The organism is Kribbella sp. NBC_00662 (assembly GCF_041430295.1).
Classification (GTDB): domain Bacteria; phylum Actinomycetota; class Actinomycetes; order Propionibacteriales; family Kribbellaceae; genus Kribbella.
The window spans coordinates 6,001,614-6,024,938 of the sequence record NZ_CP109029.1 but is presented as its reverse complement, the minus strand read 5'-3'; the positions used below and the strand labels follow the sequence as shown (position 1 = coordinate 6,024,938).

Below are 23,325 nucleotides of genomic sequence, written 5' to 3'. Positions count from 1 at the left end.
ACATGCTGCGATCGTGAGCCCATCTCTCATCGGACGCTCTGCTGTTCAGCGGCGTCTGGAGGACGAATTCCGCCTTGCACGGTCCGGACAGGGCCGGGTCGTGGTCCTGCGTGGTGAGGCTGGAATCGGCCGGAGCGCCGTGCTCGACCTCGCGGCAGCCGGCGCACCGGGGATGGAGATCGTCCGGACCCGCGGTGTGCAGTCCGAGCGAGCCATGCCGTTCGCCGCTCTCCAACAGCTCTGTACGACGCTCCGCGCCGACCTCACCGCGCTCGACCTCCCCCAACGCGCCGACGTCGAGGCCGCATTCGGAATCACGGAGGGACATGCTGACCCTTACCTCATCGGTCTGGCCACACAGACACTGCTGATCGGGGCTGCCAAAGACCGACCGGCACTGATCCTGGTCGACGATGCTCAGTGGCTCGACGCGGCGACCTCGCGGGCGCTCGCCTTCGCGGTACGACGGCTCGGCGCCTGCCCGGTCGCGGTTGTCCTCGCGACCTGTGCCGACGCCGACGACTTCGCCCAGTTCCCTTGCCTGCAGCTGACCGGGCTCAGCGATGCCGACGGTCGCGCGCTGCTGCGGACAGCGTCGTACGGCGGTGTCGACGAGGCCGTGCTCAGCCGGATCGTCGCCGAAGCGAACGGCATCCCACGCGACATCCTCGCGGCCGTGGACGGCGTGATGTCGCCGGACTTCGCCGGCGGGTACGGCGTTGTCCGCGGGGACACCGGCGAGCTGGGCGAGCGGATGGGACGCCTCACGCACGCCGAGCGCCTGGCGCTCATCCTGGCGGCGGCCGACCCGACCGGCGACCCGGCACTCCAGTGGAGGGCCGCGGACGTCCTCGGTCTCGACCGTCACGTGACGAGGACTCTTCAGGACGAGGGCTGGCTTCGGCAGGAGACTCGCGTCCTGTTCGTGAACCCCGGCGTTCGGTCGGCGGTGTACAGCCTGGCGACGAGCTCGGAGCGCGAGCAGGTTCACCGCGCGCTGGCGGCCGCGACCGACGCCGTGGTCGCCCGTGACCGCCGCGCATGGCACCTCGCCGTCGCGACGACCGGCCCGGACGACCAGCTCGCGACAGAGCTCGAATACTGCGCGGCGCCGGCCCGTCGGCGGTGCGGCCGGGCCGGCGAGGCGGCGTTCCTCGAACGGTCCGCGCTACTCACCTGCGATGCCGACGTACGCTCGGCGCGACTGCTGGCGGCCGCGGTGGCGAAGCTCGACATCGGCTCGGCCTCTTCCGCTGTCCACCTGCTTGCTGCGGCCGGGCTCGGTCGACTGGACGGACGGATCCGTCGCTATCTCAGCCGGCAGCACGCCCGTTTGGCGTTCGTCGACAAGCGCAATGTTCCGGCCGCCGAGCGCCTGCTGCAGGCCGCCGAGGAGCTGCACCGGGCGAACGACCCGCTTGCCTGCGAAGGATTTCTGGAGGCCCTGGTTGCGGCGACCTACGCGGGCCGGCTTGGGTCGGGTACGGGTGCCTTCGCTCGCCGGACGCCTACCGAATGGACCTGTGACGGGACGACACGGGATCTTCTCGTCGGTCTCACCGCGCGCTTCGCGACCGGGTTCGTGTCGAGCCATCAGCTGCTGAAGCCGACGGTACGAGCCGTGGCCGCCGACCAGACAAGTAACCGGTGGCTCGGGATCGCGTCGCGGATCGGCGCGGATCTGTGGGACGACGAGCTGTGGGACAAGCTGACCTCGCGCGGGGTGGACCTCGCGCGGGAGACCGGCTCGCTGATGAAACTGCCGTTCGCATTGACCGACCGCTGCCTGGCCGAGCTCCACTTCGGCAACTTCGACACCGCACAGCAGCTGGTCGATCGCATCGACGCACTGACGACCTCGGGCCCGACCTTCCCGTGCGGGGCGCTGTTATTGGCCGGATGGCGTGGCGCCGAGGAAGTCGCACTCGCACGGATCGAGGCTGCTCGCCAGGATGCGATGGAGCGCGGCGAAGGCATCCTCCTCACCACGGCCGCCCTGTCGGCCGCCGTACTGTCGAACGGCTTGGGACGGTACGACGCCGCGCTCGCGGCCGCGCGCGATGTGGTGGCAGAGGACGAGCTCGTCCTGTGCGGCTGGGGTCTGACGGAGCTGATCGAGGCCGCCGCGCGGAGCGGGCAGCCCGCGGCCGCGGCGTACGCGCTGGAGGCGTTGGCCGAACGAACGCGTGCGGCCGGCACCGACTGGGCGCTCGGTCTCGAAGCGCGCTCCCGTGCCTTGCTGACCGACGGTCCGCAGGCAGAGCGGCTGTACCAGCTGGCGATCGATCACCTGGCCCGGACCCGTGTCGTGGTCCACCTGGCTCGAACCCAACTCGTGTACGGCGAATGGCTGCGCCGCGAGGGCCGACGCGTCGACGCAAGGGTCCAGCTCAAGGCCGCCCGCGATCGGCTCGCGGCAGCCGGCGCCACTGCCTTCACCGAACGCGCGCACCGGGAGTACCTCGCCACCGGCGACCGGGCCCGGCGGCGCATCGCGGACCACCGGGACCAGCTCACCCCACAAGAGACGAGCATCGCCGCGCTGGCCGGGCAGGGCCTGACGAATCCGGAGATCGGCGAACGGCTGTTCCTCAGTCCGCGCACCGTCGAGTACCACCTGCACAAGGTCTTCGAGAAGTTCGGGATCTCCTCGCGACGGGCCCTGCTCCACAAGCTGACGCCGGACGTGGCCGGTGAGCACGGCTAGGCGTAGCGCCCTTCGAAACGTGATCGCCCGCTGAGGTCGACGAACGTCAGCCCCACGATCATGTCGTCCGCGACCAGCCAGTGCAGGAGGTAGCACGCCCGGTACGACGGCGGCCAGAACGAGCAGAACCGGCCACGATCGTCGACGTACCACTCGCCTCGGGTGACGCGCCCGTCCTCGGTGTAGGTGGTCGCCCCGTTGCGCTCGAAGACCTGGGTCGCCCCGTCCGCATACATCAGTCGGGCCGCGGTCACCGCCGCTGCGATGTGCTCCCGAGCAACCGGATCACCGTCACCGGCGTGGATATCTGTCAGCATGCTGGTCTCATCTGTCGATCGGGCGGACCGTGAAGCCCAGCGCGCCGAGCACCTTGACGGCACCCGCCTTGCCGCCTTCGAAATCGGCTGACGCCAGACGGTGTCCGGTCGCGAACTCGTAGGCCGTGCCCAGCACTGCCTTGGGTGGATAAGTGCGTTCCTTCCAGACGAGTTCGTACGTCGTCGTCGGCGCGAAGCCGTGCTCGGCAAAGAAGGCCTTGGGCCCCAGCCGGTCGTACTCCTCGAGCGCACGCTCCACCTCGGCGGACGTCACCCGCTCCCACGCCGGCGCCGGCATCAGTTCCGACCCGCCATCCCGCTGGCGATCAGCTTCCGCTCCTCGAACGCCTCGCCCATCACAACTCTCCGTCCACTCGGCTTCTCGGAGCCGCCTCCCGGCTCACCCCGCAACCGTCACGCCAACACCCACCTGATCGCCTCCGGGACCCACCGGGCCGAACCCCTGGTCAGTGCCCACTGTGATCGGTCAACGAACCACTCATCGCGCCGAAGGTGTTGCGGCCGCCTTCCTCAGCGCGGACGACGTGCATGATCGCGTTGATCAACGCCAGATGAGTGAACGCCTGCGGGAAGTTGCCGAGGTGGCGTCCGCTCGCCGGGTCGATCTCCTCGGCGTACAGGCCCAGCGGGCTCGCGTAGGACAGGAGCCGCTCGCAGAGCGCGGTGGCCTCGGCCAGTTCGCCGATCTCGACGAGCGCCGACACCAGCCAGAACGAGCAGATCGCGAACGTGCCTTCCTGACCGTGCATACCGTCATCGGTCTCCGAGACGCGGTACCGCAGTACCAGGCCGTCCTCGGTGAGTTCGTCGGCGATCGCTCGCACGGTGGCGCGCACCCGCGAATCGTCGGCGGGCAGGAATCGGAGCAACGGCAGGAGAAGCAGCGACGCGTCGAGCGTGGTCGCGCCGTACCGCTGGACGAACACTCCCCTGTCGTCGACACCGTTGGCACAGATGTCCTTGCGGATCTCGTCGGCGACCGCTTCCCAGTCCTCGGCGAATCCGGGTTCGTCGTGCAGCCGGGCCAGCCGCGCGCCACGGCTCATCGCCACCCAGCACATCTGCTTGGACGACGTGTAGTGCTGCGGTTCACCGCGCGACTCCCACATGCCCTGGTCGGGCTCGCGCCAATGCTTCGCCGCCGCCTCGACCTGCCGCTTCAGGAACGGCCACAGGCTCTCGGTCACCTGGTCGCGCGAGGTGGCATGCAGGTACAGCGAGTCGAGGATCGCTCCCCACACGTCGTGCTGACCCTGGAGGTACGCCGCGTTGCCGACGCGGATCGGTCTCGCGCCCTCGTAACCGCTCAGGTGGTCCAGCGTCCGCTCCGGCAGTTCACGCTCGCCGCCGATGCCGTACATGATCTGGATGTCCTGGTCGCCGTCACACAGCTCGGTGAGGAACGAGAAGAAGTCGTTCGCCTCGCGATCGAGCCCGATCGTGTAGAGACCCCAGAGCGCGAAGGTCGAATCCCGGACCCACGAGTAGCGGTAGTCCCAGTTCCGCTCGCCCTTCGGCGTTTCCGGCAGGGACGTCGTCGCCGCAGCGAGCAATGCCCCGGTCGGAGCGTAGGTGAGTCCTTTCAACGTGAGAGCACTGCGCGCCAGATGGTGGCTCCAGCGATGGTCCGGGAAGACGCCGACGTTGATCCATTGCCGCCAGTACTCCGCCGTACGGCCTGTCGCTTCGAGGGCTTCCGCCCAGCTCCGCGGCGGCGGCAAGTGCGACCACGAGAGCGCGACGAACGCCGTGTCGCCGTGCGACATGCGTGTCCGGGCCTGGGCCGTGGGGCCTTCCAGACCGAGGCGTAGATCGGTGGTGAGCTTCAGCGTGACGGCGTCGTCCAGGTCGGCCCGGCTCGCCACCGCCTCGCCGTACCCGGGCCCTTCGTACCGCCAGTCCGCTGCCCAGCGGCCGTATCCGAACATCGGCTCGCACACCATCGAGAGGTCCACTGTGCCGCTGACGCATTTCACCGTCCGAAGCAGGCAGTGCTCGGCGTCGTAGTCGGTCGGCGTACGGCGGTGCGTCGCGGACCGCTCGGAGATGTTGTGCCACGGACCCATCACCAGCGAATCACGGACGAGCAGCCAGCCGGTCGGCGTCTTCCACGTCGTCTCGAGCATCAGGCTGCCCGGCAGGTACCGACGGGCGGCCGGCACCTGTACGCCGTACGGTCCGAGCCGGAACCTCCCCGCGGCGCGGTCGAGAATCGCCCCGAACACACTGGGCGAGTCGTGTCGCGGCAAGCACATCCACTCGATCGCGCCGCTCGGCGCGATCAGGCAGTTGGACTCGCAGTCCGACAGGAAGGCGTAGTCCGCGATCAGCGGGTGCGCGCTTCGACCCGGGCCCGATTCGGCCATCGCTCATCCCCTCTGCGAGCCGCCCCTTTTCACGACAGTACGTCGCGCTCGCTTCTTTGGGCGAGGCGTTGCAGCTGGCCCGCATGTACGTCGCCCACCCATTCCCAACCGGTCTTGGCCGATGACCCGATCCGGGGGTCGATGACCTCGCGGCCGTCACGCAACGCCTGCACGTAGGCGCGATCGCGATCGATCCGTGCCCGCAGGTCGTCCGCTCCGCCGACAGAACCATGGCCTGGTACGACGACCTCGACGCGGTCCGCCACCTCGTCGAACAGCCGGAGCGCGGCGAGATACTCCTCGATCGGATCGGGATCGCCGTTCACGTCGAGCATGGGGATCAGGACGTCCGACAGCATGTCGCCGGCGACGAGAACCCCTTGCTCTTCGATCAGCAGCGCCGCATGACCCGTGGCATGTGCGCGGTGCTCGATGACGCGGACGTGTGGACCGTCCCAAGGGATCTGAGTGGCTCCGGCAGGTAGAGCGGTGATGAGGCCGAACAAATCCAGCGGTACGTCGTCGACGATCTCCGCTGGCATCCACTCGGTGATGTCGGCCTTCCACTCCGGGTTCGACCGCAGCTCTTCGAGCTCGGCCGCGCAACGCGCCGTACCGTAGCGGGGCGCATCGCCGAGGTCGGCGTACCAGAGAACGTGATCCCAGTCGGGGTGCGTCGCAAAGCCTGCCACGACACGGTCTTCGCCGAGGTCGTTCGCGAGGCAGGCCATTTCGTCGCGGGTGAGTCCGGGGTCGACGAGCAGTACGCCAGCGTTGCCGCGCACCACGACGGCGTTGTTCTGGAGCAACTCGCTCTGGTGGGTCAACACGCCGTCCGCAACTTGCCTCAGCATCAGCCGGCCTCTTTCACGATCGCGTAGCGGTTCATGGTGGCGCCCGATCCGAACCTCTGCTGCTCCAGCAGTTCGAGATCGATCGGCAGGTCGTAGTCGTCGAACAGCGGCCGGCCGAAGCCCAGGATCGCGGGATGGGTGGTCAGCAGGAGCTCGTCGAGCAGCCCCGCGCGGAGCAGCTGGGTGGCGAGCGTCGCACCACCCACGGCGATCGTGCCTTCGGTCTCGGCGCGGAGGACGGCGAGCTGCTCGATCGAGTCGTCGCCGCCGATGATCCGGGTGTTGTGATCGGCACTGCTGCGGGTGCGCGAGACGAGCACCTTGGGCGTGGCGATCCAGATCTCGCCGTACTCGCGCATGTAGTCCGGCAGCGACGCGTCGCCGGGCGCCCGCGGCCAGTACTCCTCCATCGTCTCGTAGATGATCCGGCCGTGGACGATCATCGCGAGCTCCCGCGTCCACGCGTTGGCCGCGCGGTGGAACTCCTCGTCGATGCGCAGCCACTCGCCCGCGCCGTTGTCGCCCGGGACCTGCTCGATCCGCAGGTCGAGGGACACGTTCATCGCATACACGAAGCGGCCCATCGAACCCCCTCTTCCGACTAGTGCTTGCAATCTGCAATCACTATTATGGCGATGCCCAGAGCTGTCAAGGAGGAGTCGTGGAACCACGGTCCGGCTGTCCGATCAACGCCGCCGTCGAGGTATTAGGAGATCGCTGGTCGCTGCTCGTACTGCGTGACGTCATCTTCAGCGACCGTCGCTACTTCCGCGCGCTGCTCACCGGATCGACCGAAGGCATCGCCTCGAACATCCTGGCCGACCGCCTGGTCCGCCTGGTCGAAGCAGGCCTCCTCAGCCGCGGCACTGCCGCCCGCGGGCAGCGCGCGCAGTACAGCCTCACCGAGGCCGGCATCCAGACCCTTCCGATCCTCGTCGCCCTGGGCAACTGGTCGCTCACCTGGCGGCCCGCCGCCAACGAACTCCACGCCCGCCAGCAGTTCATGCAGGACGAGGGCCCCGCCTTCGTCGAGGCCCTCATGGACGATCTCCGCGCCCGCCATCTGGGCCGACCCGAGCCCCACGACGGCCCGAGCCCGTTCGACCGCCTCGACGCCGACGGGCGATGATCGGTCAGCGGTAGCGGCGTGACTTGTTCTCAGCTGTCGATTCGCCGGGTTGCCATTGGGCGATCCACGGACCGGTTCCCTCGGAGGGGTCGACGATGCCGGCCTCGAGCCAGCTGTGTTTCCCGTCGAGCACCTGCTGGGCCAGCCTCCGGTCGGCATCGTCGGTGTTGTTCCACAGCTGCTCGAAGAGGTGATCGACCCGCAGCCGCGCCTGTTCGCAGAACACCGCCGCCAACTCGTACGCCGACTCGCCCTGGGCAGCGTCGCCGTGTGAGCGCAGGGTCTCGGCCCGCGAGCAGGATGCCGCCATCGCGAACAGCTCGGCGCCGATGTCCACGATCCTGGCCAGGAAACCCTGCCGGTACTCGAGCTTCGCCTGCCATCGCCCCATCCCGTAGAACGTCTGCCGCGCAAGCTTCCGGGACGACCGCTCGACGTACCGCAAGTGCTTCGCCAGCGGCCCGAACTCGCGGTACGACCTGGGATCAGCCCCCTTGCCGACTGCCAGCTGCGGAAGCCACTTGGCGTAGAACCCGCTCGCATTCACCGCAGCCTTCGCCTTGGCCTGCAGATCGGCGTCCGGCGAAGCCAGGTCGCCGGCCGCGGACAGGTGGGCGTCGACGGCCTCGCGGGCGATCAGCAGATGCATGATCTCGGTCGAGCCCTCGAAGATCCGGTTGATCCTCAGGTCGCGCAGGATCTGCTCCGCCGGCACCGCGCGTTCGCCCCGGGCCGCCAGCGAGTCGGCGGTCTCGTACCCCCGTCCGCCGCGGATCTGCACCAGTTCGTCGGCGATCCGCCAGGCCATCTCGCTGGCCCACAGCTTGGCCAGCGCGACCTCGATCCGGATGTCCTTCGTACCCGCGTCGGCCAGGTTCGCCGACAGGTCGAGCACTGCCTCGAGCGCGAAGGTCGTGGCCGCCATGAACGAGATCTTCTCGGCCACGGCAGCGTGGGCGCCGATCGGCCGGCCCCACTGGACCCGCTCCGCGGACCACTCCCGCGCGATCTTCAGGCACCACTTGGCCGCCGCCGTGGTGGTCGCCGGGATCGACAACCGGCCGGTGTTCAGCGTGGTGAGCGCGATCCGCAGGCCGTCACCCTCGCGTCCCAGCCGGTTCTCGGCCGGCACCCGGACCTGATGGAAGCGGGTCACGCCGTTCTCGATCCCGCGCAAACCCATGAAGGCGTTGCGGTTCTCGACCGTGATCCCCGGCGAGTCGGACTCGACCACGAACGCGCTGATACCGCCCCGTCCGCCCTCGTGTTCCGGTACGCGGGCCATCACCACGACCAGCTCCGCGATGACGCCGTTCGTCGTCCAGAGCTTCACGCCGTCCAGGAGGTACGCCGTACCGTCGTCGGTCGGGGTCGCCGTCGACGCCAGCCGGGCCGGATCCGAACCCACATCGGGCTCGGTCAGCAGGAACGCCGTCACCGCACCGGCGGCGCAGCGGGGCAGGAACCGCTGCTTCTGCTCGTCGGTCCCGAACATCTTCACCGGCTCCGGCACACCGATCGACTGATGCGCCGACACCAGCGCGCTCAGGCTCGGATGCACCGACGAGACCAGCATCAGCGCCTTGCCGTAGTACGACATCGGCAGGCCGAGGCCGCCGTACGCGGTCGGGATCTTGATGCCGAACGTCCCCAGCTCCGCGAGCCCGCGCAGGTACTCGTCCGGGATCTTCGCCTCGCGCTCGATCAGGAGGCCGTCGAGCGTCTCGCAGTACGCCGCCAACCGGGCGATGTACTCCTCGCCGCGCACCACGTCGTCGGCCGCGACGGCATGCGGTTGCGGATGGATCAGCGACAGGTCGAAGTCGCCTAGGTAGAGCTTCTTGGCGAAACTCGGCCGGGTCCACTCGGACTCCCGAGCCGCCTCCGCAACCTCCCGGGCCTCACGCTCGCCGACCTGCCGCGTCGTAGCCGTCACGGGTATCACTCCTCCGCCTGGGGACTCCTACTACCCGCTAGTACCCCAAACCAGGCTCCCCCGCACGGTGCTTGACGTAGTCCGGTTTCGCAGCGTCCCATGAGCCATGGGTGGGCGCACGGGAGTCGCATGGGCCTCGAGGGCACTCAGGCTGCGCATACCGGGGGATCTGGGCCGCACCGCCGCGGCCGCGGTCCTGGTCGGCGCGGCGTACTACCTCGGTGCGCGCCTCGGTCTGAGCCTGTCGCTGGTCGAGCGCAACGTCACGCCGCTCTGGCCGCCCAGCGGGATCGCATTGGCGGCATTCCTGATCCTGGGGAGGAGGGTCTGGCCGGGTGTCGCACTGGCGGCTCTGGCCGTGAACCTGCCGATCAGCACGGGTCCGGTACCGGCGCTGCTGACCGCGATGGGCAACACGCTGGCACCACTCGTCGCGGCGATCGTGCTCGAGCGCATCGGGTTCCGCCGCCAGCTGGACCGCTTGCGTGATGCGCTGGCAATCGTCTTCCTCGGCGCGCTGGCGAGCATGACGATCAGCGCAACCATCGGCGCCGTCGCGCTCACAGCATCGAAAGGCGCTCACGGGCTGGCCGGTGCCTGGGTGGTGTGGTGGACCGGTGACGCGATGGGCGTTCTCGCCGTCGCTCCGTTCCTCTTGTGCATCCCTCTGTTCCGAGAACTCGAACCGTGGCCGGCCGCGCGCCGGCTCGAAGCAGGGGTCATCCTCGTGCTGACCATCGTCCTCGTGTCGTGGACGACGCGCACCGACGTCGCGTTGTTGTTCCTGGTCCTGCCGTTGCTGGGCTGGGCCTCGTGGCGGCTGCAGTTGCGCGGAGCCGCGCCCGCCGCGCTGGTCGCATCCCTGATCGCAACCTGGTCGGCGTCGCGCGGACTCGGACCGTTCGCGGGGAAATCGCTGCTGGAGCAGATGCTGACCCTCCAGGCCTTCAACGCCACCGTCGCGCTGACGTCCTTCCTCCTCGCCGCGCTGGTGACCGAGCGGATGGGATTCGTCCGTGCGCTGATGACCTCGGCCGCCGACCTCGAGGAGCGCGTCAAGGACCGCACCGCGGAGCTGAAGGCAGCGAACGACCGGCTCCGCCGCGAGGTCGACCACCGGCTCGAGGCCCAGCAACAGCTGACCCGAGAGGAGGCCAGGACCCGGCGCGAGCACCAGATCGCGGAGACTCTCCAACGCAGCCTGCTGCCGGACCGGATGCCCGACATCCCCGGCCTGGTTGTGGCCGCCCGGTATGTCCCGGCGACCGCGGACCTGCACGTCGGCGGCGACTGGTACGACGTGATCCAGCTGCGCGACGGCCTGATAGGTCTCGTCATCGGTGATGTCGCCGGCCACGGTCTGCAGGCCGCCGCGGCGATGACACAGCTGCGGATGGCGGTCCGCGCGTACGCCATCCACGATCCGTCACCGGTCGCGGTGATGACCCGACTGCACGGATTGGCCCGCGAGCTGCCGATGGCTGAGATGGTGACCCTGCTCTACGTCCTGTACGACCCGGACACCGGCACGGTGCGGTTCACGAACGCGGGACATCCGCCTGCACTCTTGATCGACGACGAGAGCACGCAGTACCTCGACGGCGGGCTGGCGCCACCGCTCGGCGTACTTGCGCACTGGGACTATGCCGAAGCTACGCAGCGACTGCGGCCCGGAGCGACTCTGCTGCTCTACACCGACGGGCTGGTCGAGAAGCGCACGCTGTCGATCCAGGACGGGCTGGATCGGTTGCTCGCCGAAGCGGGCGGTGCCGAGTGGTCCGACCTCGACGCGCTCTGCGACCACCTTCTCTCGAGCCTGCCGGAGCCCGGCAAGGTTGCCGACGACATCGCGCTCGTGGCGTTGAGGCCGTTGGCGATGGCCGGAACGCCGCTGACCCTCGACGTACCGGCAGACGCGCGCATGCTCTTCCAGGTCCGGCACGCGTTACGTCGCTGGCTCCGCGAGTCAGGCGTCAACGCGCGCGATGCCGGCGAGATCGCGATCGCCTGCGGGGAAGCATGCGGCAACGTCGTACGTCACGCGTACGGCGCCACGCCGGGCGACATGCACGTCGAGGCGCGACTCGTGGACGGCTCGGTGGAGCTGACGGTGCGCGACCACGGCCGGTGGCGGAAGCCGGCCGACCGTGGCGGTGGCTTGGGTCTGACGCTGATCCACGGGCTCTCGGACTCGGTGGACATCGACAGCGATCCGGAGGGTACGACGGTCCTCATGCGGCGCAACGTAGCGGCCGGGGGGGAGAAATGACGGCGTACGCCGAGGTCGACGCCTGGATGAGCAAGGGCGTCCAGGTGGTGCGGATCTCGGGCGAGGTCGACCTCACCAACGCCGTCGAGGTACGGGATGCCATCAGCCACCTCGCCTCCGTCGACGCGACCGCCATCGTCGTCGACCTGACCGAGACCGCCTATCTCGACAGCTCCGGGATCGCGATGCTGTTCCGCCTCGCCGAACGCCTCGCCCACAGCCGCCAGGAGCTCCGCGTCGTCGTACCGCCGGATTCCCCGCTCCGAGCCGCACTCGAACTCACGGACCTACCGCACACCATCCCGGTCCAGCACACGCTCGACTGACCGCTCGGCAGCGCGGTTCGCGAGTAGCGCGGTTGCGGCGCCGGTGGCAGCGAAGAGCATGCCGAGCGCGATCCAACCCGTCGTACCGTGGTCGATCGCGCTCGTCGTGACAACAGCTGGGCTGACCATCTGGGCGACCGCATAGCCGGTCTGACTGAGGCCTTGGTAGGCGCCCGCGCGGGCGGGATCGGCGAGCTCGAAGGCCATCGTCCAGCCGCCGGCCTCACCCTTCGTCTCGGCGGCGGACGCGGCGAGTGCGGCGAGCAGCAGAACGCCGGTTGCTGCTGCAGCACCGAGGTACCCGGCCGCGGCAAAGAGCAGACACGCGACAAGCAAGAAGAGCCCCGCTCGCCGCACCGACTGCCCGGCGGTGCGCAGGTTCTGTGCACCGCGGGACGCGCGGACCTGGAAGAGAGCCACATAGGCGGTGTTGATCAGCAGCAGCGCTGATACGACGACCGTCGGGGCATCGGTGTGGTCCGCGACCCAGAGCGGTATCGCGACCGACGTCAGCCCGAACTGGATCGCGACGATGGCATTGAGGACCGTGGACGCGACGTACGTCCGATCGCGCAGCGGAGACCGTCCACGCACCTGGGCCTGCCCGCCAGTCGCGTCCATCCGCTCCGCCAGGCCCGCCACCCTCCTACGCAGACCGATCAGCGGCACTGTGCCCAGCATCGTCACCCCGCCGACGAGTACGACCGTCAACCGGTACGCCGACGTCGTATCGACCATCAGCGCAAGCCCCGCGAGGAGACTCCCGGCACCGATGAAGACGTTCATCACGACCCGCAGCCTGGCGCGGACTGTGACCCGCTCGGGCCCTACGTACCACCGGGCGAGCAATGTGACCTGTGCCGTGCTCTGGAGGCCGCGCGTCGCCGACACGCAGGCCGCGATCAGGATGAAGCTGATGACGTTGCCGGCAAGGGCATACGCCAACAGTGCGGCTCCGTTCGCGGCGAGCGTCCATTGCTGGAGGCGATCTGCGCCGTAGCGGTCGCTCAACCGGCCACCGACGTACGACGAGAGCACGCCGACCGCCCCGGCTGTGGTGAGCCCGAGGCCGACGGTGGCTGCGGACAACCCGACTCCGCGGGTGAAGTAGAGCGCGCTGACGGCGAAGAACATGCCGCGAGACAGCGACAGCGCGGCCACGGCGGAGGCGAGCGCGCGTTCGACGGGATCACGGAGGAGCACTCGACAGTTGTCGCATCCGGTCGCTGCCGGGGACCAACGATGTAGCATTTTGCTTCATGATCGAGTACGAACTCGCTGGCAACGATCTCGGCGAGGTGCGCTTCGCGATCTCACCGCTGCACGAGCTGGTCCTGTCGCTGCGGACCCTGCGCGACCCCGGCCGCTTCCCGCTCCAACTCCCGTGGCTGCGAGCGACTTCGCCGGCGCGCGCCGGCCTCGACCTGGATCTCCTCCACGCCCTGACGAACGAGGCATTGTGGACGCCGGACTTCCTCACTCCCCGCCCTTACAGCCCGCTCGGCCGCATCGAGGACGAGCTCTCGGCACTGACCAGCACCCCGGCCGCCGTCGTACGCACGGACCTCGCCGCCGTCCATCCTTCGGGGCTGCCGGCGGCCCTTCGAGGTCGCCCAGCCACCGTCCTCCGACGCATATTGGCCGCGTTGCAGGACTACTGGGACGCCTGCTTCGAGCCGTACTGGACCCGGATGCGAACCGTCCTCGAGGCCGACATCGTCTACCGCGGCCGAGTCATGGCTCAGTCCGGCCTGGCCACCATGTTCGCCGACGTCGACCCTCACGTGCGCCTCGACGGCACCGTCCTCCGCATCCGTCTGCGCAGCGACCTCTCCTACCGAACCTCAACCGCGGGCCGCGGCCTCACCCTCACGCCGTCCCTCTTCAGCCGCCGTGGCGCCACCCCCATCTCCCCCGACGAACCACCCCACCTGATCTACCCGGCCCGCGGCCTGGGCACTCTCTGGCAATCCTCGTCGGCTTCGTCACCAACCGCCCTCGCAGACCTGATCGGCCGCGCCCGATCCCGCCTACTCGTCCTGTTGGAAACCCCAACCTCCTCAACTGAACTGGCCGTACGCCTCAACGTCACCCCCACTGCCGTCAACCAACACCTGCGAGCCCTCCGCGCGGCCGGCCTCCTCATCTCAGCCCGCCACGGCCGCTCGGTCCTCTACCACCGCTCGGACCTGGGCGACCGCCTCATCCGAGGGCAGTAACCGCCTGGGCAAAGGCAACCGGGGCCTCCTGCGGCACGTTGTGACCGATATCCGGCAACGAGCGAATCTCGCAAGGCCCGCTGAAATGCGGCCCATCCTCGAGCCCCGCCGGCCCGGTGACACCGTCGGCCTCACTCACCAGAATCACCGTCGGCACGTCGATCTTCGGCAGCGCGGCAAGCTTGTCTTCCACTGCTTCGTAGCGCGGGTCCCCTTCGACCAAGCCGTAGCGGTGACGGTAAGAGTGGATCACCACGTCAACGAAGTCCGGGTTGTGCAGGCTGGGCGAGGTGGCCGGATAGGCGGCATCGGCGCCGACCCACTTCGGCGACCAGTCCCGCCAGAGCAGCGCGCACAACTCATCCCGGTTGCTTGTCAGTCCGCGCCGGCCACGCTCGGACTGGAAGTAGTACTGGTACCAGTACTTCTGCTCGTCCTCGGCAGCCGCAGGCTCACCGGACCTCGCGATGTCCTGAATCGCGTACCCACCGCAGGTCACCAATCCGTTGATGCGCTCCGGCCACAGCGCTGCCGCGATACACGCGGCCCGCCCACCCCAGTCGTAGCCGGCAACAACAGCCCGCTCGATCCCCAACCCATCCATGAAGTCCAGCAAATCCTGCCCAATCGCCCCCTGCTGCCCCGACCGCAGAGCCCCGGTCTCGCGAAACCTCGTCGGCCCGTAGCCGCGCAGATAGGGCGCCAAGACGTACCGCCCACTGGCCGCAAGCTCGTCCGCGACCTCGTCGTACGCGCGCACGTCATACGGAAACCCATGCAACAGAATCACCGGCACCCCACCCGGCTCCCCCGTCGCCTCATACCCGATCTCGAGCACATCTGTGGTCACACTGCCCTGGCTGGCAAAACTCATGCCGTCATCGTCGCACCGACCTCCGACACAACAGCCGAGCAGAATCGGCAGTGGTCTCGCGCACCTGCGCTATCGTCCCCAACCATGTTCACCGTGCGAGGTAAAACAGCCCATCTGGCCTGGTACCGCACCACCGAGTCCCCCGCGGACGTCACCTTCCTCCACGGCTTCTCCGACTCCGCCCAATGCTGGGAACCCCTCCTCACCCACATCCCCCACATCCAAGCCCTGGCCATAGACGCCCGCGGCCACGGCAACTCCGCCCTCCCACCCGGCCCCGTCAACTACCCCCAACTCCGCGACGACGCCGCCCTGGTCCTATCAAGCCAACCCCGCGAAGGCGGCACGATCGTCGTCGGCCACTCCATGGGCGCCATGACCGCCGCCTACCTAGCCGCCACCAGACCAGACCTAGTCCGAGCCGTCGTCCTAGAAGACCCCCCAACCGGCGAACCGCGCACCACCCAACCGCCCGCCCCGGCCGAACCTCCGTCCATGCCCCGCTGGCTGGCAGACGTCCGCTCCCTCGACCTCCCCGCCCGCATCGCCCAAGCCCGCTCCACCGACCCCGCCTGGCCCGAAGACGAACTCGAACCCTGGGCCATCTCAAAAGCCCAAGTAAACCCCCACCTCTTCGACCACCCGTTCCTAACCTCCGACCCCCTGACCGACCTCCTGGCCGCAACGACATGCCCGGTCCTCCTCATCCACGGAGACACCGACCGCGGTTCCCTCATCTCTCCCGCCTACGCGACCCGCTGCGCCCAAGCAGCAGCCGGCCAATTCCGCTCAGTCCACATCCCCAACGCCGGCCACTCAGTCCACCGCGACAACCGCCCCCAATACCTCGCAGAACTCACCAAGTTCCTGAACCAGCACCGCTAACTGCCCACCCACCAGCACGACCAACTGCGGACCCACCATCGCCGACCCCCAACCGGCCTGAGTGGTTCCTGCAGCGCGGTTCGACCTCCCCAGCGCGCGGCACCAGCTCGCCCGTCATCCACCCCAACTGCCTCAACCTCACGCAACTGACGGACGAGCGCCATCGCACCGTCCGGGATCCCCAACGCAGCGCACCCCGGGAACGCCTTCAACCACGGACCCAAGTCGTAGTTCCGAAGTGTGGGGCAACCAGCCCCAAAGCGAGATCAGCTCTCGGGCAGCCGGCGGTCCAGACCTCGTGTCATCTCCTCGCCGTCTCTGCCGTCATGACCGCCGACCATAGCGAGCAGGAATAGCCCTCCGAAATGACAGGTTGTGGCTGCCATGCGCTATGGCATCTACACGAAGTCGTTCGGCGATTACGGAAGTCCGAAGGTACTGCGGGATCTCGCCGTAGCCACCGAGCAACACGGGTGGGACGGGTTCTTCGTCTGGGACCTGCTCAGTGCCCCGAGCTACGAGCCACCGGTCGCGGACCCATGGGTCACGCTCGCCGCAATCGCGCAGGCAACCAGCCGGATCTCCATCGGCCCGATGGTCGTACCGTTGCCCCGCCGACGCCCGGCAAAGCTGGCACTCGAAGCCACCACTCTCCACGACCTCTCAGACGGCCGCCTGATCCTCGGCCTCGGCACGGGAGCCGGCTGGGACTACACCCGCTTCGGCGAGTCCGCCAACCGCAAAGAACTCGCCGAACGCCTCGACGACGGAGCCGAACTCCTACACAAATTCCTGTCCGGCGACCCCGTCGAACACAACAGCAAGTACTACCAAGCCACCGACGTCCGCATGCCGGCCAGCAACATCCCCATCTGGACAAGCGGCTTCTGGCCTCGAACCGCCCCGATCCGAGGCGCACGCGGCGCGACCGGCCTCTTCCCCCAGATCAGAGACAAGGCCGACGACTTCCGCCTCCCCACCCTCGAAGAACTAGCCACCATCCGCACCGACTTCGAAGCCTCCGGCGGCCACCCAAACCCCGACATCGCCATCTGGTCCCCCAGCCCCTCCGCCACCCCCAACCCCGAAACCGCAGCCCACTACGAAGCAGCCGGCGTCACCTGGTGGCTACAAGACGGCTCCGAAATCCCCCCAACCGAACTCCACCACCGCATCGCCGCCGGCCCACCCGCCTAGCCAACGAACTGTTCGCTGTCGACCGCTGCCTTCCCGCCGCTGGCTCGCCACTCGAGGGCTTCGGGAATGTCGTGGTACTCAAGTAGGTGCTGACCGGCTATCTTCGCCAGTTCGTCGCGCACCTCAGCCGGAGTCGCATAGAAGTATTCGCGCCGCAGATTCACTTTGTTGACGCGGTGCTCCGCAAACGCAGCGTGAAGCGCGCCCTCGAGTCCGACCGCGTCCTCGCTGAAGATCACCGCGTGGACATCGAACCGGAACGGCACCGACGCATCCCCAAGTTCACGCACACGATCCAGAGGATCTAGTCGCCGCGTCATCCCGATCTTGATCATGTTCTGCCCGAACGAGCCGACGTTCGAAATGATGTACACGTACCCGGCCCGGATGTTCGCTTCGCGCTGCTCGACACCGGTGATCGAGGACTCGATCTCGGCGATCTGCGCCTCGAGTTTCTCGATCGCAGCCGCGTCGCCTGACGCCCGTACCCGACTCAGCGCGGTCTCGTAGTGGCTCCGCTCCTTCAGCAGTCTGGCCTTCTCGCGTTCGAACTCGCGGCGGGCAGTTTCCTCCTCGCGCTGTTGCTCTCGCTGCGCTCGGATCCGCTCCTTCTCTTCCTCGACCTTGGAGAGATAGTCGGCCGTCAGCAGAACTTCCTCCACGCGCAGAGCGTGGTAGTCCTCGCTGATCCTGATGCTCATACTCTGCCCGAGTCGCGCGATGGTGTCCCGAGCCTTCGAGAGACGCTCGACACTCGTCGCACGACGATGCGGCCGTACAGTACGCACGCAGTTGTCAGCCTCGGCGTTGTACGCGCGCAACATCAGCTTGGAGACCTCGCGCACCATCTTCGCGCCGGCCCGAGCGGAGTTGTTCACCTGCCAGGTCGTCGTCGCAGTGACAGCACCATCTCCCCGAGCGAGAACCTTGTACCGATCCTTCAGCTCAGTCAGCCGCGCCTTGTACGCGACCGCGTCCTCCAGCGGATGCGAGTACTCGTAGAGCCCGACCTCCTGCAGCGACGCAACCTCGTTGGTCTCGATGATGCTGCTTCGTACGGCGGCCAGCTCGGTCACCGCGTTGGAGACATCCAGACGCGCACTCTCCACCTCAGACCGGACCATCTGAAGTTCAGTCCGCAGACGATCCGTCTCGGACGCAATCGTCAGCGCATCCATCCCACCGAGCTGCTCGACGAGTGCACGCAGCCTCTCGACTTCCTTCTCGAGCCGCTTCTTCCCACCAAACAATCCGTGCCCGTCACGCGAGCTGGGGATCGCCAGGACGGTCACATCGCCCGAGCCGACAGGCCCCGGTGAAGTGGCACCTACGACCGCGGTCTTGCCACCTGGCTGGTGAACGCCATCCCAGTACGACAAGTCGTCCGGACGAGCGGCATGCCTGCCTTGGACCGAAACTGGCGGCAATGGCGTCTCCGCGAAGCCTGGCTCCGGCGACTGCTCCGTCTCCGGTATCCACAACTGCCATCCGGGCGGCGCAGGAGGCCAAGCCGGGTCAGGCTCCCACCCCGGCGCCGGCCTGAAGCCGGCAGGCGGTTGCGGCCAGTTCGGCGGTGGATTGAATCGATAAGACATTCAGCTTGCTCCCCCACGGCGTAAAACAAACGATCGCGTCCCCACGGGCCCAGCCCTCGTTGGCCCGCCCTCCCCGGCAAGACCACCCCGCGCCCGTGTATCGCGATCCATCACCAACTTGTTACACCCAGCGACATCGAACGCCTCCGGAGCAGTCGCCGACCACCATAGGGAAATACAGAAGAATGTCATTTACGAAACGTTGGTGACGCACGGAAGTTCATACCGACACTTGCGAACTACCAACCCGAGCGGCATGGTCTTGGTTGCGGAGTTTGGGGGCAGGTTGTCGCCAATCGAGACAACGCCGGACTTCGCGTTTTCGCAGGGGGCTGATCCGCCGGAAGGTACTGGCGATTTCACACGGCCGCGCCGTGTGTGAACTCTGCATGCCCCGATGCCAGAAATCCTACAGCGACGGGAGACAGCAAATGGACGAATGCAGGAAGTGCCACGACCGAGTACACGAATGTCCGGACTGCAACGGTCAAACCAACAAGAGCATCCTCGGCGACACGCTGACCTGCAGTACCTGCCGATCAACCGGCAAACTCTGCTCCACACACGGCGGCTTCTGGCAGTAGACGGCTCGCCAGCCTCGCGTACTGGATCTCCAGAGCATCTGGAGATCCAGTACGTGTACAGGTTGTGCTAATGGTCGCTCGCTTAATCAGCGATCATTTGTGTGAATTTTCGCCCGATCGTAATAAATGCCTCATTTGCGACGATAGACGGCACCGGAAACGGCCAATGTCACGGGGAACGCAAAAGTATCTTGCCGGCGCCGCGGACACCCAAACGGTTTCGAGCGAAATCAGCTGATGCGATTAAGGGGTCGTGGATGTTCTGGTTCGTTGTGTTCATCATCTGGCTGGCAGGCTTGGCCTTCTGCGGACGGCAGTACTACAAGCGCCGCTGCGGCGTTGAGCCGTCACCGGACGAGCCCGGCATCTCCAGCGCGGCGGCGATGAGTCTCCTGTGGCCGGTCGTCTGGTTCGTCGACGACTGGCGTGAGCCAGCACCGTGCCGGCACGCGGCCCACGCGAGGTACCACCGCACGGAAGAGATCAGCCAGCCGGACGAGGAGTCGTTCGTGCCCATCACTCCGTCGCCACAGCCCGCCCCCGAGCCGGTCCTGAACATTCCGCCGCCCGATCCGGAGCCGACCGGATACGTACCTCCCAGTGCTCCGGAGCCGATCGCCTACGTCCCACCGCCCGCCGCCCCAGCACCGATTGCGTATGCGCCTCCGCCAACTCCCCCGGTGGCACCGCCACGGGTCGTCGTTAACACTCCGCCTCCCGCACCAAAGGCCGCTGCACCCGCCGGCTTCGAGGAAGGCGATCGCGTGCGCTTGGCCAAGCCGTTCTGGGGCTCGGCCGAGCCCGGTCAAAAGGTGCTGACGTGGGACCCGGAGCTCGAGCACAGCGGCGCAGACCCAACCGTTGCCGCCGGCGACGAAGGCACGATTCTCTACCCCGACGGCGCAGACGCTGAACTCATCGGGCAGATGAAACTGGAGTCCAAGTATCTCGTCGGCCTGGACGACGGTCGCGAACTGTACTCCGGCGGCCCCATCCCCGGCGTGGGCGGAGCAACGCTGGAGCGAATTCCAGGTCATTACGACGTGTATCGCAAGCAAGGCACGGTCTACATCAGGCCGAAATTCAACGACGGCGACCGCGTCGAACTCCTCGAATCCTTCACCAGCACCAACGGAAACCATTTCGAGGCCGGCTGGGAGGGCAGCATCTGCCCACTCACCGTCACCATGGCCGAGTGCTGGAAAACCGGCACTTACCCCGTGAACCTGGACGACTCCCCCTCCGGCGCAAACCGCGGCCTGGTCACCGTCCGCGCCGACATGATCAAGCTCGCGCCACGCGCGCGCTAGCCCTCCCAAACATGTTCGCAAGGGGTACCCGATAAGTATTGACTATCCAGCAAGATCGGCGGCGACTCGGCGAAACCCCAGCAAGTTGACTGCGACCAGATGGCCACGACACCCACGCCTCAGCGGGCGCAGCTTTCAGTCCGTCAATTCGCCCCGCGCGAGCCGCGAGAGCGTGCTCCACCCGATGGTGTCAACCAGCGCATCCGCATGCCGGTGGACGAGCCGCCACCGCCCATCCTCGCGCCGGAACGCAAGCGTGACACGCAGAGACCAGTCCTGCTCCGGCAACTCCCCCACCAATCCCCGCTGCCGCTCCACCACCACGAGCACAGCCAGGTCGTCAGTCACATACGAGGCATCAACTTCAACCTCCACCTCCCCGCCACGGAAGGTGGTCCGCGTCGCTTCCCGCGTTTCATCGTCCAGAACGAAGCCCGACCTAACCGGCCCACCGAATGGCGGCATCAAGGTGAAGTCCTCCGCATGACGCAGCACACTCTCGTAGCCGTCAAGATCACCCGCCAAGTACGCCTCAGCCGACTCCTGCGCCATACGAGTGAGCTCAACCAAAGCAGAGCGGTCCTGCTCGTCCGTCATGCCCAGATGCTACCGAGACGCCAACCCGCCAGTCGATCCACAACGCGCGATTCCTTCAGGCCACATGGCGGGACAAGCCATTCTCCCGATTAGCCGGCCCGGACGGAGCTGCAGATAATCTCGCAAGCACCGCGTACTCAACGCCGCTGTTAGGGATCGGGCCAGCCGAGCCTACTGGCCCCGACCGACGCTGCACCGGGCGTCTCAAGCACTTGCTTCCTTGATAGGTGTCTGAGCGGCGCGCGCGGAAGGTTTGTTCTTGCCACTGCTGTTAACACAAGTGTCAGAAACAACCTTCGATGCGAATGAAACATTCGGCTTGCTAGGTCCGATATGCCCCATTAGGGAGGGCAAAACGCCAGCGACCAACCGTGACTGCGAGAGCAGGTTGCCGTAGGGAGCTTCAAGTGCGGGGTAGTTCTGGCGACGCCAAAGACTTATCGAGGGATAGGAGCACCCAGTGGGATACAGCTATCGCCAAGGCGCTATCGTCACCTACACGCGTGACGACGGTCAGCCCGGCCCGGGGGCGAGTGAGAAATTCAGCGCGGCCGAAGGATGGAAGGTCGAGATCCAGGACGAGGGCTGTGTGGAGATCACCGGCTACCTCAAGAAGCCAGTCCCACCCTCACGAGCAATCCCCTGGCACCGAATCTGGGAAATCACAAGCCTCTGACACGACCAATCCTGGCCGATCGCGCACGACTCGAGCAGGGCTGTTCCCCTCGACAGTCCTGCACGGCTGTACCTGGGGCTGCCAGGCCGGTACGACGCCAACGACGCTACCCAGAGCAGGCGACCAGCCCGACTCAGCGCGTTCCGTTCCCTGCGGGTTCTCGGCAGGACTTCTACTCCCGTGTACAGGTCGAGGCAAATCCGGTCGAGCAGGAATCTGACCTTCTCATTTCGGTCCCGCTATCACCAGCCTACGGCAGACAGTTTGGCTCGGCGATGAACCAAAGCCGCCCGCACGTGCTTGCCGGGCAAGCACGCCTGTGGGCCGGGTCTGAATGTGCCATGCAACATTCCGAGCGCAACTGACGGGCATATCCGATCGGGCGACGTCAAACCCCTGCGCTGCCGATACTCCGATAGTGGGCGATCACGGTGAGTTCGCCAGATGAGGTGATCGCGGCAATCTCTGTGAGTGCTGCCTTCAGGAGGCTGACGCGGGGAACTGCAGGGTCGAATTGGCACCGGTCGGGTGCCTCAAGGGCGGGTTCCGTTGCCGATGCCGGTCAGGCGTAGCCACGGGGCGGTCGCCCGCGAGCGATAGCCAGCGCAACGCGGCGATAGCCGCAGGTCGCCGGCGGCAGCCGGCAAGGCCCGGCGATAGCCGGAAAGGATGCTCCGGGCGATAAGCCCGGGGGTGGGCGGGCAGCACGCGTAGCAGGCGCGTTTGAGGAGCGGAGCGACGAAAGTAGCGCCTGCGTAGCGTGCGGGGGACTTCTCCCCTTACCTGATTCGCATGCCGGAGATGGCTCGGGCGGTCACGACGCCGTGCTGCTGGCCGAGCGTCGGTACTCGTCTGAGGTGTCGAACTTCGTGGACGAGTTCACGCTTGCTGTTGGGTGCGAACGGTTTCACGGTCCTGGCTGGTCGCGATGGATGCCGACGGTGCGGTGTGGGGCCAGGTCCAGGCGTAGCGCAGGATGAGGGTGAGAAGGATCAGTTCCAGTGCGACGCCGAGGCCGTAGAAGAACAGCCAGGACCCGCCCGCAACGTTGAATGCCGTGACGGGGATGTAGAGCGAAGCCACGATCAGGTTCGTGATGCGGCTCGCCCGGACGGGCAGCGTCATCGACCCCACGACCATGAGGATCGGGACGGCCATCAGGGCCAGCGACGTGGTTGTGAAGGTCTGGGAGGTGTCGAACTTGAAGACCCTGCCGGCGAGGATGTCTTCGACGACGCCGGGCTTGAAGAAGTTGAGAATGTCCACGTAGGCATACAGGAACATGAGGCTTGTCCACGCGGCGGCGAGCTTGGCTCGCACCGGGACTGGCTGGTCTTCCAGGGTGGCATGTGTTCTCATCATGGGCTCCGTTGGTGTGGTGAGGATCGGTAGATCCACGATCGCCTGGCCTGGCGGCGGGCGCCTCGGTCCGGAGGCTGGGGTTCACCTGGCCGATGGCACGG

Annotated in this window: 19 protein-coding genes; 8 read left to right on the top strand and 11 right to left on the bottom strand. The window is 67.3% G+C overall.

Features of this window, described 5'->3' with window-relative positions; genetic code table 11:
* Positions 1–13: 13 nt before the first annotated feature.
* A complete protein-coding gene (locus tag OHA10_RS29875) occupies positions 14–2,707 on the top strand; it encodes an AAA family ATPase (RefSeq protein WP_371402080.1) in 2,694 nt (897 codons plus the stop codon).
* Here OHA10_RS29875 and OHA10_RS29870 read toward each other — a convergent pair.
* The 5 genes from OHA10_RS29870 to OHA10_RS29850 form a co-directional block, all read right to left on the bottom strand.
* On the bottom strand, positions 2,704–3,024 hold the full coding sequence (locus OHA10_RS29870; protein ID WP_371402079.1) for a hypothetical protein: 321 nt from the start codon (positions 3,022–3,024) through the stop codon (positions 2,704–2,706). The genes OHA10_RS29875 and OHA10_RS29870 overlap by 4 nt on opposite strands.
* Positions 3,025–3,031: 7 nt before the next feature.
* On the bottom strand, positions 3,032–3,322 hold the full coding sequence (locus OHA10_RS29865) for a hypothetical protein (RefSeq protein ID WP_371402078.1): 291 nt from the start codon (positions 3,320–3,322) through the stop codon (positions 3,032–3,034).
* Between the two features lie 169 nt (positions 3,323–3,491).
* Positions 3,492–5,411 carry a glycoside hydrolase family 15 protein gene (locus OHA10_RS29860; protein WP_371402077.1) on the bottom strand — a complete coding sequence of 640 codons (1,920 nt, stop codon included), beginning with the start codon at positions 5,409–5,411 and terminating at the stop codon, positions 3,492–3,494.
* Between the two features lie 29 nt (positions 5,412–5,440).
* The gene (locus OHA10_RS29855) at positions 5,441–6,265 is read right to left on the bottom strand and encodes an MBL fold metallo-hydrolase (RefSeq protein WP_371402076.1); all 825 of its coding nucleotides are present in this window, start codon (positions 6,263–6,265) and stop codon (positions 5,441–5,443) included.
* Positions 6,265–6,849: a dihydrofolate reductase family protein gene (locus tag OHA10_RS29850; RefSeq protein WP_371402075.1), complete on the bottom strand. Its 585-nt coding sequence runs from the start codon at positions 6,847–6,849 to the stop codon at positions 6,265–6,267. The genes OHA10_RS29855 and OHA10_RS29850 overlap by 1 nt, the downstream gene beginning before the upstream one ends.
* Positions 6,850–6,926: 77 nt before the next feature.
* Here OHA10_RS29850 and OHA10_RS29845 point away from each other — a divergent pair, with 77 nt between their 5' ends.
* Positions 6,927–7,394 (top strand): winged helix-turn-helix transcriptional regulator, encoded by a 468-nt coding sequence (locus OHA10_RS29845; RefSeq protein ID WP_371402074.1) that lies wholly within the window; start codon positions 6,927–6,929, stop codon positions 7,392–7,394.
* Positions 7,395–7,398: 4 nt separating this feature from the next.
* On the opposite strand, the gene OHA10_RS29840 is transcribed toward OHA10_RS29845, so the two are convergent.
* Positions 7,399–9,330 carry an acyl-CoA dehydrogenase family protein gene (locus OHA10_RS29840; RefSeq protein ID WP_371402073.1) on the bottom strand — a complete coding sequence of 644 codons (1,932 nt, stop codon included), beginning with the start codon at positions 9,328–9,330 and terminating at the stop codon, positions 7,399–7,401.
* Positions 9,331–9,436: 106 nt separating this feature from the next.
* On the opposite strand from OHA10_RS29840, the gene OHA10_RS29835 reads away from it, so the two are divergent.
* Together OHA10_RS29835 and OHA10_RS29830 are read left to right on the top strand one after the other, a co-directional pair.
* Positions 9,437–11,599 (top strand): SpoIIE family protein phosphatase, encoded by a 2,163-nt coding sequence (locus OHA10_RS29835; protein WP_371402072.1) that lies wholly within the window; start codon positions 9,437–9,439, stop codon positions 11,597–11,599.
* Entirely contained in the window at positions 11,596–11,925 is a 330-nt protein-coding gene (locus OHA10_RS29830; protein ID WP_371402071.1) for an STAS domain-containing protein, read from the top strand. Before OHA10_RS29835 ends, OHA10_RS29830 begins: the two co-directional genes overlap by 4 nt.
* Here OHA10_RS29830 and OHA10_RS29825 read toward each other — a convergent pair.
* Positions 11,887–13,128, bottom strand: a complete 1,242-nt coding sequence (locus OHA10_RS29825; RefSeq protein ID WP_371402070.1) for an MFS transporter — start codon at positions 13,126–13,128, stop codon at positions 11,887–11,889. The genes OHA10_RS29830 and OHA10_RS29825 overlap by 39 nt on opposite strands.
* Positions 13,129–13,184: 56 nt before the next feature.
* On the opposite strand from OHA10_RS29825, the gene OHA10_RS29820 reads away from it, so the two are divergent.
* The gene (locus OHA10_RS29820) at positions 13,185–14,144 is read left to right on the top strand and encodes a DUF5937 family protein (RefSeq protein WP_371402069.1); all 960 of its coding nucleotides are present in this window, start codon (positions 13,185–13,187) and stop codon (positions 14,142–14,144) included.
* Here the strand turns inward: OHA10_RS29820 and OHA10_RS29815 are convergent.
* The gene (locus OHA10_RS29815; protein WP_371402068.1) at positions 14,128–15,018 is read right to left on the bottom strand and encodes an alpha/beta fold hydrolase; all 891 of its coding nucleotides are present in this window, start codon (positions 15,016–15,018) and stop codon (positions 14,128–14,130) included. The genes OHA10_RS29820 and OHA10_RS29815 overlap by 17 nt on opposite strands.
* Positions 15,019–15,102: 84 nt before the next feature.
* Here OHA10_RS29815 and OHA10_RS29810 point away from each other — a divergent pair, with 84 nt between their 5' ends.
* Entirely contained in the window at positions 15,103–15,903 is an 801-nt protein-coding gene (locus OHA10_RS29810) for an alpha/beta fold hydrolase (protein WP_371402067.1), read from the top strand.
* 384 nt (positions 15,904–16,287) lie between these two features.
* Positions 16,288–17,100 carry an LLM class flavin-dependent oxidoreductase gene (locus OHA10_RS29805; RefSeq protein ID WP_371402066.1) on the top strand — a complete coding sequence of 271 codons (813 nt, stop codon included), beginning with the start codon at positions 16,288–16,290 and terminating at the stop codon, positions 17,098–17,100.
* Here the strand turns inward: OHA10_RS29805 and OHA10_RS29800 are convergent.
* On the bottom strand, positions 17,097–18,392 hold the full coding sequence (locus OHA10_RS29800) for a DUF4041 domain-containing protein (RefSeq protein ID WP_371402065.1): 1,296 nt from the start codon (positions 18,390–18,392) through the stop codon (positions 17,097–17,099). The two genes, OHA10_RS29805 and OHA10_RS29800, sit on opposite strands and share 4 nt — an antisense overlap.
* Positions 18,393–19,536: 1,144 nt before the next feature.
* Here OHA10_RS29800 and OHA10_RS29795 point away from each other — a divergent pair.
* On the top strand, positions 19,537–20,589 hold the full coding sequence (locus tag OHA10_RS29795; RefSeq protein WP_371402064.1) for a hypothetical protein: 1,053 nt from the start codon (positions 19,537–19,539) through the stop codon (positions 20,587–20,589).
* 135 nt (positions 20,590–20,724) lie between these two features.
* Here the strand turns inward: OHA10_RS29795 and OHA10_RS29790 are convergent, their stop codons facing one another.
* Together OHA10_RS29790 and OHA10_RS29785 are read right to left on the bottom strand one after the other, a co-directional pair.
* Complete coding sequence (locus OHA10_RS29790; RefSeq protein ID WP_371402063.1) at positions 20,725–21,186, bottom strand: nuclear transport factor 2 family protein; 462 nt, start codon at positions 21,184–21,186, stop codon at positions 20,725–20,727.
* A 1,555-nt stretch (positions 21,187–22,741) separates the two neighbouring features.
* The gene (locus OHA10_RS29785; RefSeq protein WP_371402062.1) at positions 22,742–23,260 is read right to left on the bottom strand and encodes a DUF6326 family protein; all 519 of its coding nucleotides are present in this window, start codon (positions 23,258–23,260) and stop codon (positions 22,742–22,744) included.
* Positions 23,261–23,325: the final 65 nt, after the last annotated feature.